This is a genomic window from Kluyvera cryocrescens NBRC 102467, from assembly GCF_001571285.1.
Classification (GTDB): Bacteria; Pseudomonadota; Gammaproteobacteria; order Enterobacterales; family Enterobacteriaceae; genus Kluyvera; species Kluyvera cryocrescens.
On record NZ_BCTM01000001.1, the window covers coordinates 239,673 to 251,930 of the forward strand.

Genomic DNA, 12,258 nt, shown 5'->3' on the forward strand with positions numbered 1-12,258 from the left:
TTATCCCTGCTGTGCTTTCAACGCCTGCGCCCACTGGGCCGCCGACCTGTCGAGTAACTGGTACACCGCTTCAAATGCCTCGCGGCTTTTGCGATACGGATCGGGAATATCGCGTTCGTTATCCCAATGACCGAAAAGCATGACTTTGCCGCGCATCTCCGGCGCCATTTCATGCAGGGTGGCGATATGCCGTTTTTCCATCGCCAGAATCAGATCGTACTCCCGGCACATCCGCCCGGAGAGCTGGCGCGCACAGTGACCATCGAGGGAAAGATCGTGCGTCGCGGCCACGCTGGCGGCGCGTTCATCCGCCGCTTTCCCCACCAGCGCCCCCAGCCCTGCCGACTCTACGGTCATCTGCGGCAGATGGCTTCTCAGCAGCCGTTCAGCCGTGGGGGAACGACAGATGTTCCCCACGCAAACCACAAGAATTTTGTTAAACATGTCGGTTACCAGGTATGAATGTCTTTCGCCGAGTCGGTCATGTAGCGAACGCCACTGATGGTCGGCAACAGTTGGTTGATCAGACGGTTCCAGCGGGCAACCGGTGCGGTCGTGACGTACACCACGTCATACGGCTGGAGGATAAAGTTGGTAGCCATCACCAGCGAGGTTGCATCAGACATATCCAACTGATAGATGTTGGCCATCTTGCCGCTGTTGCCCTCTTTGGTTGGGCGAATCACGAAGATACCGCTGGCGTCGGAAGTGGTCAGATCGATACCTTCTGCCTGGCCCAGCGCTTCGGTCAGCGTCATGCCGCTGAAGTCCATTTTGAGGGTGCTCTGTTTTTTCACTTCACCCATCACGAAGACTTTCAGATCATCGTTGCGCGGCACGAACAGGATGTCGCCGGGATACAGCAGACGGTTCTGACTCAGATCGCCATTTTGCATCAGCGCCTGTACGGAAATTCGCTGTTCACGGCCGTCGTGGGTCAGCACCACGTTGCGCCAGTCAGCAAGCTCGCCAAGACCGCCGGCGGCGTTGAGCGCGTCCAGTACGGTCAGCGGAACGTTAGTAATGGCCTGCTGGCCTGATTTATTCACCTGCCCGGACACATACACTTTTTGCGAACGGAAGGCCGCCACGTTCACATCGACCTGTGGGTCGGTGATATAGGCAGCGAGGCGTTGGGTGATAGTCTGGCGAATTTCCGCGAGCGTGCGGCCTTTCACCTGAACTTTGCCGATATAAGGATAGAAAATGGTGCCGTCAGGCTGAACCCAGTTGCCGGTATCGCTAGAGCTACGATACTGCCCGGCAGGGGTAGTCAGCTCCGGGTGATCCCAAACGGTGACGTTCAGGACATCGCCTGAGCCCACGCGATACTGGTAATTGCTTAACTCCTGATCCAGCGACATGTTAGGTTGCGCGACGTTAGGACGTGGGCGTAATTGTTCAATCAGTCGCGGGGTCAGCGGATAAACATTCACCATTCGGCCAATGTCATAATCAGCATCCTGCTGCTTAATCACATCTTTTCCGTAAGTAGACATATTGCTGCCTGGAAGTATGGTGCAACCACTCATCAAGCTTAACGACACCAATAATGGCATCAATTTTAGTTTGGATTTCATCATTGATTATTTATCACTTTGGCAGAAAAATTATCCTGTGCGAATTAAATTAATCCGTACCATTTGATTACCCGAGCATTCACCATGCATTTAATTCCAGGTGAATATAACTGGCATATATCCGAAAAAAGATTGGATTCATCCGCAGGCTATTGACAGAATAATCGAGACTTCGCCTCACGCCTTCAGGCACGCTACCGCCCTTGGCTTTCAGCTACCAATTCACCTTAAAATCATGTTGTTATGTAGAATGGAATCAAGCCATAAATGAATATGGAATATTCCTGGATATATATGAACAAATGAGTTTCGTCATATGCATATTTTATGACTGCCACCAATGGCTATTTCATTCAGTACCGGGAGAATTGTTGCAGCTAAGTGAATAGCAGGCAAGGTAAGGCTCGCTGAAAAAATACTTTTAAGAATAATATTAAGACTAATGACCGCGGAGGTTTTAGGAATTTCTTTATATTGACAAATTATATTAATCCCCTATTCCACAATTTATTATCTAAAATATATCACAGACTCTTTATGGTTATTATTCATAAAATTCCCCTGATTTTTATCAGGAGAAATCAGCGGCAAACATTGCATTTTGCCTCGCGTTTATCCATGATCAATTTGTCTTGTAACATAAGGTTTTAACTAACGTATGGAATGGATTGCCGATCCGTCTATTTGGGCGGGACTCGTGACGCTGGTCGTCATCGAGCTGGTTCTCGGAATTGATAATTTGGTGTTTATTGCCATCCTGGCCGAAAAGCTGCCGCCAGCCCAACGCGACCGCGCGCGCGTCACCGGGTTGATCCTGGCGATGCTGATGCGCCTGCTGCTGCTAGCCTCTATCTCATGGCTGGTCACGCTGACAAAACCCTTGTTTAGCATCCGCGACTTCACTTTTAGCGCCCGCGATCTGATTATGCTGGTCGGCGGCTTCTTCCTGCTGTTTAAGGCCACGGTAGAGCTTAACGAGCGGCTGGAGGGCAAAGACAGCGATGGCCCGACGCAGCGGCGCGGTGCACGCTTCTGGCCCGTCGTCACGCAAATCGTGGTTCTGGATGCGGTCTTTTCCTTAGACTCAGTGATCACCGCTGTGGGGATGGTAGACCATCTGGCGGTCATGATGGCAGCGGTTATTATCGCCATCAGCCTGATGCTGCTCGCCAGTAAAGCGCTCACCCGCTTTGTGAACAGCCACCCGACCATCGTTATTTTGTGCCTTAGCTTCCTGCTCATGATCGGTTTCAGCCTGGTCGCGGAAGGGTTCGGCGTCATTATTCCGAAAGGCTATCTGTACGCGGCCATCGGCTTCTCAGTGATGATTGAGTTTCTCAACCAACTGGCCATCTTCAATCGCCGTCGTTTCCTGTCGGCCAATCAATCGCTGCGTAGCCGCACCACCGATGCGGTCATGCGTCTGTTGAGCGGGAATAAAGAAGATGCGGAACTGGATGCCAGCACTGCCTCGATGCTGGTCGATCAGGATAACCAGCAGATTTTCGACCCGCAGGAGCGACGAATGATTGAGCGCGTGCTCAATCTCAACCAGCGTACGGTCAGCAGTATTATGACCTCGCGCCACGATATTGAGCATATCGATCTCAGCGCGCCGGAAAGCGAAGTGCGGGCGCTGCTGGAGAAAAACCAGCATACCCGTCTGGTGGTCACCGGCGGCGAGGATGAAGAAGACCTGCTCGGCGTGGTGCACGTCATTGATCTGCTGCAGCAATCGCTGCGTGGAGAGCCGCTGAATTTACGCGTGCTCATCCGTCAGCCGCTGGTCTTCCCGGAAGCACTGCCGCTGCTGTCAGCGTTGGAGCAGTTCCGTAATGCGCGCACCCACTTCGCTTTTGTGGTGGATGAGTTTGGCTCTGTTGAAGGGGTCGTGACGTTAAGTGACGTAACGGAAACCATCGCCGGCAACCTGCCTAACGAGGCGGAAGAAATCGATGCTCGCCATGATATTGCTCGCAATGCGGACGGTAGCTGGACGGCGAACGGTCATATGCCGCTGGAAGATCTGGTGCAATATATCCCGCTGCCGCTGGACGAAAAGCGCGAGTACCACACCATCGCCGGGCTGTTGATGGAGCATCTGCAGCGCGTGCCGAAGGCCGGAGAAGAGGTGCAGATTGGCCCGTGGACGCTGAAAACCTTACAGGTTGAAAGCCACCGCGTGCAAAAGGTGCAGATTATCCCGCCACCGCAGGACGAGCTGGATTACGAAGTGTAGTGACAATGAAAAGCCCGGCAGTGCCAGCCTGACCGGAAGATAATAAAAAACCGGCAGCGTGAGATGCGCTGCCGGTTTTTTTATTGTTTATCGAGCAGTTGCTTCACATCTTTGCCCGATTGGGTGTTCTTATTGCGTTCTGCCCAGTCGTTGAGCCGGCGCTTGGCCTCACTTTGTAGATGACGACGCAACACCTGGTCAACCTGCAAACTGTAATTCAGCTCGTTCCATTTGCCGTAAACCCGCAGCGGAATCGCCGTCGTATTCAGGATATCCACCAGCTTACTCTGGCCTTGCCAGCCGCCGGTTACCTGAATGGCAAACTGCAAATCGCCCTCTTCTTTGACCAGATCCAGCGTGCCTTTACCGGTCAACGCCATCAGCGCAGAGAGCCCGGCCATATTGCTGAAGGTCATGGTACCGCTATCGAGATCGATATCCGCCGTAAACTGGTCGAGACGCGTGGCGCTGTCGTAGTTATCCTGGCCGCGAATATCGGAGCTACGCTCAACCGCCTGCTGCACCAGTTGCTGGAAGTTTAGCCCTTCGGTGCGAGTGTCCTTCATGTCGATATGCGCCTGCCCCTGCCAGTCACGGCGGAAATGCTCAGCGTCAATCATCGAGCCTGAGAAATCGCCGGCCAGCGACATCAACCCAGTCATGTTAATGGGGTAATTAAAGGCCTTCAGCAGACTGGCAATCTGGATATTGTCGAGTTTAGGCTGGAACTGTGCCACCGGCGTGCCGCTGCGGACATCGAGCGTCCCCGGAAGCGATAGCTGCCCGCCATCGAGCATGCCACTCAGTTGGGTGATCTGTAGCCAACCCCGCTGGTTTTCAGCCTGTACGCTGACGTTCGCAAACGGCATGCCGCGCCAGATCACCGTTTTTGCCGCCATCGCCAGGGTGCCGTTAAAGCCGGTCAGCCCGCTATAAGGCATAGCGCTCACGCTGCTGGCTATCACCGGACGCGGGCGCGAAGGCGCAGACTGCGCTTTTTGCGCTCCGCCGTCGCTGCTGGCGATAGCCGAGTGCAGCAGCAGGTTATCAAGATTCAGCTTATCGGACTGCAGATTAAGCGCCCACACGGGAATATCGCCCAGCGTCACGCTCCCCTCGCCCGTCAGCGTACTATCGTTGGCCGTCAGGTTAAGGGTATCAAAGCTGATTTTTTTCCCGCTTTCCTGCCAGCTGGCGTTAAGGCTGCCGCTGCCGGAGATCCCTTGAGCGGGGAGATCGGCGCCTTGCAGCTGCCAGCTAAGCTGAGATAGCTGCGCATCCAGGCGGTGAGGATAGTCCCCGGCCTGCACCTGAGCGGAGAAATTGAGGGTTAAATCGCGCTGGTCGCGGTTAATGCGACCGGAGAAGTCAACGGACGCCTGATGACGGTCATCCTGCTCCATTTGCAGATGAATATCGCGTATCGTGAGCTGTTCATCATCGTCATGCTGGAATACCAGGACGCTATCGACTACCTGCAGCCCGGCGATATCGAAAGACCACCCGCGGTCGCCCGGCTCCTGCGGCAGCGAAGTGCCTTTTGGCGCAACGGGCGCATTTTCAGCGCGCGAGGCTTCAGTTTGCGGCGTCAATTGCACCACCGCACCTTTCAGCATGACCTGCTTCACCTGCAGTTGGTGCGAAAGCAGCGGTAGCAGTGAAACATCAAGACGCATGTTATCCGCACGGATAACCGGTGCGCTGGCCCCCGGTGCGGTTAACGTCATACGGCCGGACAGAATGCTCAGCCGCGGCCAGACGTGCCAACGCAGGGAACCATCAAGCTGAAGTTGATATCCGCTACGGCTTTCAACCTGCTTCACCATATAGCTACGGAAATCGTTCGGATTCACCAGCAGCACCAACGATGACAGGCCGGCAATCAGCACTACCAGCAGGATCATCAGCGTCGTCAATATTCGTCTCATGGCACCCTCATCAGGTTAGCGACGGATGGTCAGTCTTTATCAATACGACTGGCTACCGCGCCCTGCTGATCGCGATATTTCGCGTCTTCACGACGGTTATAGGGGCGCGCAGCCGGGCCGGAAAGCGGCTCAAAGCTTAAGGCGCCAATCAGCATCCCCGGGCGCAGCGCCAGCGGCAGCTTACCGGAGTTATAGAACTCCAGCACGATGCAGCCAGACCAGCCGGGATCGATACGGTGAGCGGTGACGTGGACCATGAGCCCCAGACGCGCCAAAGAGGAACGTCCATCGAGCCAACCGACCAGATCCGCTGGCAGCGTGACCGATTCCAGCGTGACCGCCAGCGCCAGTTCGCCCGGATGAAGATAAAACGCATCGCCCTCTGCCAGCACGATTTCATCGCTCATCACCCGATCCAGCGCCGCGCTGACTTCAGCCTTCGGTCCGCTTAAATCGATATAGGCCGCCGTATGACCGCTAAAAGTGCGAAATTTATTACCTAAACGCACGTCAACCGTTGCGCCATTGATACGCTCAATTGGCGGGCGCGGATTGATCGACAGTCGCCCTTCGTCCAGCCAGGCTTCTATATCTCGGTCACACAGACGCATATCACTCTCCTGTTTTACTACCTGCCCTCTTCCGGCATGGTTAAGGGCCTTTACAGCACGTTACACAATTCACGTGACTTATTCAAAAAACTGGCTAATTTTCGCTTTCAGAATATCAATGGCGATGCGGTTTTTGCCCCCACGCGGCACGATAATGTCAGCGTACTGCTTGGACGGTTCAATAAATTGCAGGAACATCGGGCGTACCGTTTTCTGGTACTGCGCCATCACCGAGTCCATCGAGCGGCCGCGTTCGTTAACATCACGCTTGATACGGCGCATCAGGCAAATATCCAGCGGCGTATCAACGAAAATAGAAAAATTCATCTCATCGCGCAGACGCGCATCGGTCAGCAGCAGAATACCTTCGAGAATAATGACTTTTTTCGGTTCGATATGAATCGTTTCCTGCTTACGGGTATGTTCAACATAGCTATAAACCGGAAGTTCGATAGGATTGCCGCGCTTGAGGGTCTGCAGATGCTGGAACAACAGGCTGTGATCCATCGCATTAGGATGGTCATAGTTGGTTTTAACCCGATCTTCCATGGACAGGTGACTTTGGTCTTTATAATAACTATCTTCAGGAATAACACCGATGTGCTCATCACCTACCTGCTCGCGCAATTCGCGATACAGCGTACTAGCAATGAGACTTTTACCTGAAGCCGATGCGCCGGCGATACCTACAATGACGCACTGATGAGACTTATCAGTCATAAATTTTGCGACCCGATTAACCTGGATGAAAGGAAGGACGGCGCGAATAAACATGCTTATTCAACAGGGGTGTGTTAGGAATAATCCCGCGTATTAGCGCCAAACGCGGCAATTATAGGGATTTCAAGGCTACGATACCAGTCGTATACGCCAATCTGCGGCGACAAAAGATCAATCCCGGTCAGGACGCTTTCGACGATTACCCCCGCAGCATCAATGAGATATTACGGATGGCACTAATCGACGATTATTGTCAATTAGTGTCATAGATCCGATAAACGCGGCCGCAGTTGATGCATAATCAGGGTTACTCTCGGTTTGGCCGGGGATAATATCCCCGGAATTTGTGGTAATGAAGAACGACATCCAACGCAGTTCCCTTGTCCCAACCTTATCCTTCCACCCAATGCAGATCCTCTGCGGTTTGGGAATCGTGACCTGCCTGTTCACGCTATTTTCCTTTACCCTGGTCCACAAACCCAGCGATCTCTCCCCGGTTTGGTTCCCCACGGCGATAATGATGGCGGCCTTTTATCGCTTCAATGTGAAGCTATGGCCGGGAATCGCCCTCGCTGGCATTCTGGGGATTATTGCCGCGACCTGTATCTATTCGCCGTCGGCTATCACGCTGTTCTATCCGCTGGTGAATACGCTGGAAGCCCTGACGGGCGCACTGCTACTGCGCCGCTGGTTGCCGCTCGATAATCCGCTGCGTAACCTGCACGACTGGACGCGAATGGCCATTGCCTGTGCGCTGATCCCGCCGCTGCTGGGCAGCGTGCTGATTGGTACGTTTGCCCCCGGTACCAATGCGTTACAGACATTCTTCGTTTGGATGATTGCCGAAGCCACCGGCGCACTGGCGCTGGTGCCATTAGGCATATTGCTTAATGCCTCGTTCCTCAAACGCATGCGCCACACGCAAGCCTTGCTCAACGTGATACTGACCACGATTATCACCCTCGTGCTGAGTATTCTGTCTATCTTCTACATGCCATGGCCGTTTACCTTCATCATGGTCCTACTCATGTGGAGCGCCGTGCGCCAGCCCCGCGTCGAGACGTTTTTGATTTCCCTGGTGACCATCATGGCGGTGCTGACATTAACCGCCCAGCATCCGATGGTACAGGAGATGATTGAGTCGACCCTCAACATCTATAAGCTGGCCAATATGCCAGGCCTGCCGTTCATGCTGGTGCTGCTACCGACCGGCGTGATGAGCATCACGATGTACGCTATTGATAGCGAAAGAAGGCATATCACCGAAAGCGAGACCCGTTTTCGTAATGCCATGGAGTACTCGGCCATCGGCATGGCGGTTGTCGATACCCACGGGCAGTGGCTGCAGGTGAACAAATCGCTGAGTACGTTCCTTGGCTATAGCCAGCAGGAGCTTCAGCGAATGACCTTCCAGCAGGTGACATGGCATGAAGATCTCGAAGGCGATCTGGCCCAACTTGATCGGCTGATAAGTGGTGAAGTGGACAGCTATTCGCTGGAAAAACGCTACTGCACCCGAGGTGGTGAAATCGTCTGGGCGCTGCTCGCCGTCTCGCTGGTTCGCCATGAGGACGGGACGCCGCTCTATTTCATTAAGCAGATTGAAGACATTAACGACTTGAAAAAAAGCCGTGAAGCCAACCGACAGCTGATGGCAAAAATCACTCAGGCCAACGACGCGCTGTTCCAGGAAAAAGAGCGGCTGCATATTACGCTGGACTCGATTAGCGAAGCGGTGATCAGCACCGATAATGAGCAAAACATTATCTTTATGAATCCGGTCGCCGAGAAAATGAGCGGCTGGAAGCAGGCTGAGGCTGAGGCTCAGGGGAAACCCCTTTTGGACATCCTGCGAATCACCTATGGCAGCGACGGTTTCACCCTGAATCAGCTCAATAGCGAAGAGAAATCAAACGGCGAGGCTGAGCACGATAAAATCCTACAAAACCGCTACGGCGGCAACTTCGATATCCATTACACCATGACGCCATTGAAAACTCAGGAAGGCGAGCGAATTGGTTTTGTACTGGTCATTCAGGATGTCACCGAGTCACGCAAACTGCTTCGTCAGCTAAGCTACAGCGCCACGCACGACGCGCTAACCGATTTACCTAACCGCTCAAGCTTTGAAAGCCAGCTTAAAGGATTACTGAAACTGCTGCCGGGAAGTCATCAGTCGCACGCGCTGGTGATGCTCGACCTCGATTTCTTTAAAGCGGTCAACGACAGCGCCGGACACGCCGCGGGAGACGCCCTACTGCACGAAATTGCCACGCTAATGCGCTCCATGCTGCGGCCCAGCGATATTCTGGCGCGGCTGGGGGGCGATGAATTTGGCTTTATCATTCGCCACTGTTCAACCGAACAGGCGCTGAGCGCCTGTGAGCGGGTAGTCGATGCCATCAACCATTACGAATTCACCTGGGGTGGCCGCCGACACCAGATTGGCGCCAGCGCAGGCTTAACGCTGATCCACGAACACAACGCCAGTCTCGCCGAGGCGCTGGTACAGGCCGATACGGCCTGCTATACCTCAAAAAATAACGGTCGCGGTATTGTCACGGTTTATACCCCGACGCTTCATTCCGGCGACCAGCTCTCCGAATACCAGATATGCAATAACGCGTAAGAGCGCCAGGGCTGCCAGCGCTCGGCATAGCGGCGGATCTGCGCAGGCGTCATGCCCGGGAAACGTTGTTTAATCAGGTAATCATCGGGCAGGAAAATATCCTTCGCCTGCCAGCCGCGCAGGGCGAAGTAATTCGCCGTCCAGCGGCCAATTCCCGGATAGCACTGTAGTGCTTTAAGCGCCTGCTCGACGTTTTCGGGCAGCGCCTGAGGCAGCTCATCGTTCGCCACTGCGTGGGCAAAATGAATTAACGACTCCGCACGCTTTAGCGGCATACCCAACGCTTTCAGTTCTGCCGGGTCCGCCATCGCCAGCTGTCCCGCGGTGGGAAACAGAAAAAAGCCCTCACCGTCTTCGAACGGCTGTCCGTAACGCGCCACGACTTTTCCCGTCAAGCGCGCAGCCATCGCGACGCTCACCAGTTGCCCGAGGATCGCGCGCACGCCCTGTTCAAATACATCCAGCGAACCGGGCAACCGTAGCCCCGGTCTGGACGTGGCCAGCGTGCCCAATGCCCGTTGAATCGGCTGTGGGTCGCAGGCCAAATCCAACAGTTTTATCACCCCTTCCCGCACCTGCTGCTGTCGCGGTATTAATCCCGGCGTGAGCGTAACGTGCAGCACCTGTCGCGCCTCATCAGGCGTCATGGTTATCAACCCACAGTGCGGCCCACAGCGCCAGCTACGGGTGTAGCTACCGCCTTGAAAACGTTCAATACCGGTCACCGCACGCGCCTGTAAAAAAGTGAACATCCAGTGCCAGTCATACGGCGCAAGCCACGGCAGTTCAAACATCATGCTTCCTTATGCAGGGAATTCACCAAAGGGTTACAGCATAGCGGCTAATCGCGGTGAAGACCTTGCTTTCATATTCCAGTTGCCGCCACTGCCACATTCAGCTAAAGTCGCCCCCCTTTCTTCACTGGCATGGGGATGATTGACGTGTTTATTGGTTTTGACTATGGGACAGCGAACTGCTCTATCGCCGTCATGCAGGATGGCGCACCGCGCATGCTGATGATGGAAAACGGCAGCACTCTGCTGCCTTCGATGCTGTCCGCACCGACGCGCGAATCGGTAAGCGAGTGGCTGTACCGCCACCACCAGGTACCGGCGTCAGGCGATGAGACCCAGGCGCTACTGCGCCGGGCAATGAATTACAACCGCGATGAAGATATCGATGTGTTGAGTAACAGCGTGCAGTTTGGCCTCGCGTCGCTCAAGCAATACATCACGGACCCGGAAGAAGTCTACTTCGTGAAATCGCCGAAATCTTTCCTCGGCGCCAGCGGGCTTAAGCCGCAGCAGGTTGCAGTCTTCGAAGATTTGGTCTGCTCTATGATGCTGCATATTCGCCAGCAGGCGCAGACGCAGCTACAGGGCAATCTGGATCAGGCGGTAATTGGTCGCCCAATTAACTTCCAGGGGCTCGGCGGCGATGAAGCCAACGCCCAGGCTGTCGGCATCCTCGAACGCGCGGCGAAACGCGCCGGTTTCCGCGAAGTGGTCTTCCAGTACGAACCGGTTGCCGCCGGTCTGGATTTTGAGGCCACCCTCCGCGACGAAAAACGCGTACTGGTGGTGGATATCGGCGGCGGGACCACCGACTGCTCGGTTCTGCTGATGGGGCCGCAGTGGCGCACCCGCCACGACCGTGAACAAAGCCTGCTTGGCCACAGCGGCTGCCGCGTCGGCGGGAACGATCTCGACATCGCCCTAGCCTTCAAAAGCCTAATGCCGCTGCTGGGCATGGGGGGCGAGACCGAAAAAGGTATCGCTCTGCCGATTCTCCCATGGTGGAACGCGGTCGCAATCAACGATGTCCCTGCACAAACCGATTTCTACAGCGCCGCCAACGGTCGCCTGCTGCGCGATCTGGCGCGCGACGCCCGCGATGCGGAAAAAGTGTTTCTGCTGTATAAAGTCTGGCAGCAGCGTTTAAGCTATCGCCTGGTACGCTGTGCGGAAGAGAGCAAAATCGCGCTGTCCGAGAACACGCAAATTGATACCGCGCTGCCGTTCATTAGCGACACGTTAGCCACCGCCATCAGCCAGGACGGGCTGGAAGCGGCGCTGAATCAGCCGCTGACGCGCATTCTTGAGCAGGTACAGTTGGCGCTGGAAAACAGCAGCGAAAAACCCGACGTTATCTACTTAACCGGTGGTAGCGCTCGCTCCCCGCTGATTAAGAAAGCGCTGGCCGAACAGCTACCAGGCATTCCTATCGCCGGTGGCGATGATTTTGGCTCGGTCACCGCCGGTCTTGCACGCTGGGCGCAGGTGGTTTTCGCCTGATCGGACCGTTGACTTCGCTGCTTTTTCAACCTACCGTAAAGGAGTTAGGGTAAGGGAGGATTGCTCTTCCCCCTGGTGTCTTAGTAAGCCGGTAAGCTAATGACTAAGAGTATCACCAGTATGATGACCCTGTTCATCATCACCCTTTCCATATATAAGGCCCCTTCATCAGGAGGGGCTTTCCTGTGTTTTATACCCGTCATACTTCAAGTTGCCTGTGCGTTGGCTACGCTCGTTCACCCCAGTCACGTACTCCT

General features: G+C 54.8%; 10 protein-coding genes. 3 read left to right on the top strand and 7 right to left on the bottom strand.

The features are described from left to right. Complete coding sequence (gene wzb, locus KCR01S_RS01215; RefSeq protein ID WP_061279336.1) at positions 1-444, bottom strand: low molecular weight protein-tyrosine-phosphatase Wzb; 444 nt, start codon at positions 442-444, stop codon at positions 1-3. 5 nt (positions 445-449) lie between these two features. Further along, a complete protein-coding gene (locus KCR01S_RS01220; protein WP_061279337.1) occupies positions 450-1,583 on the bottom strand; it encodes a polysaccharide export protein in 1,134 nt (377 codons plus the stop codon). 655 nt (positions 1,584-2,238) lie between these two features. Here KCR01S_RS01220 and KCR01S_RS01225 point away from each other — a divergent pair. Next, on the top strand, positions 2,239-3,819 hold the full coding sequence (locus KCR01S_RS01225; RefSeq protein ID WP_061279338.1) for a TerC family protein: 1,581 nt from the start codon (positions 2,239-2,241) through the stop codon (positions 3,817-3,819). An 80-nt stretch (positions 3,820-3,899) separates the two neighbouring features. On the opposite strand, the gene asmA is transcribed toward KCR01S_RS01225, so the two are convergent. From asmA to udk, 3 genes are all read right to left on the bottom strand, one after another. Then, the gene (asmA, locus tag KCR01S_RS01230; RefSeq protein WP_061279339.1) at positions 3,900-5,747 is read right to left on the bottom strand and encodes an outer membrane assembly protein AsmA; all 1,848 of its coding nucleotides are present in this window, start codon (positions 5,745-5,747) and stop codon (positions 3,900-3,902) included. 29 nt (positions 5,748-5,776) lie between these two features. Next, the gene (gene dcd / locus KCR01S_RS01235) at positions 5,777-6,358 is read right to left on the bottom strand and encodes a dCTP deaminase (RefSeq protein WP_061279340.1); all 582 of its coding nucleotides are present in this window, start codon (positions 6,356-6,358) and stop codon (positions 5,777-5,779) included. Between the two features lie 78 nt (positions 6,359-6,436). Then, positions 6,437-7,078, bottom strand: coding sequence for a uridine kinase (udk, locus tag KCR01S_RS01240; protein WP_052285230.1), 642 nt, complete (start codon positions 7,076-7,078; stop codon positions 6,437-6,439). Positions 7,079-7,430: 352 nt separating this feature from the next. Between udk and KCR01S_RS01250 the strand changes: the two genes are divergently transcribed. Beyond that, positions 7,431-9,707, top strand: a complete 2,277-nt coding sequence (locus KCR01S_RS01250) for a diguanylate cyclase domain-containing protein (protein ID WP_072277053.1) — start codon at positions 7,431-7,433, stop codon at positions 9,705-9,707. On the opposite strand, the gene alkA is transcribed toward KCR01S_RS01250, so the two are convergent. Then, positions 9,659-10,501 carry a DNA-3-methyladenine glycosylase 2 gene (alkA, locus tag KCR01S_RS01255; RefSeq protein ID WP_061279343.1) on the bottom strand — a complete coding sequence of 281 codons (843 nt, stop codon included), beginning with the start codon at positions 10,499-10,501 and terminating at the stop codon, positions 9,659-9,661. The two genes, KCR01S_RS01250 and alkA, sit on opposite strands and share 49 nt — an antisense overlap. Positions 10,502-10,648: 147 nt before the next feature. Between alkA and yegD the strand changes: the two genes are divergently transcribed. Next, a complete protein-coding gene (gene yegD / locus KCR01S_RS01260; RefSeq protein WP_061279463.1) occupies positions 10,649-12,001 on the top strand; it encodes a molecular chaperone in 1,353 nt (450 codons plus the stop codon). Between the two features lie 80 nt (positions 12,002-12,081). Here yegD and KCR01S_RS25820 read toward each other — a convergent pair whose 3' ends face one another. Beyond that, the gene (locus KCR01S_RS25820) at positions 12,082-12,204 is read right to left on the bottom strand and encodes a type I toxin-antitoxin system Ibs family toxin (protein ID WP_112202682.1); all 123 of its coding nucleotides are present in this window, start codon (positions 12,202-12,204) and stop codon (positions 12,082-12,084) included. Between the last annotated feature and the right edge of the window lie 54 nt (positions 12,205-12,258).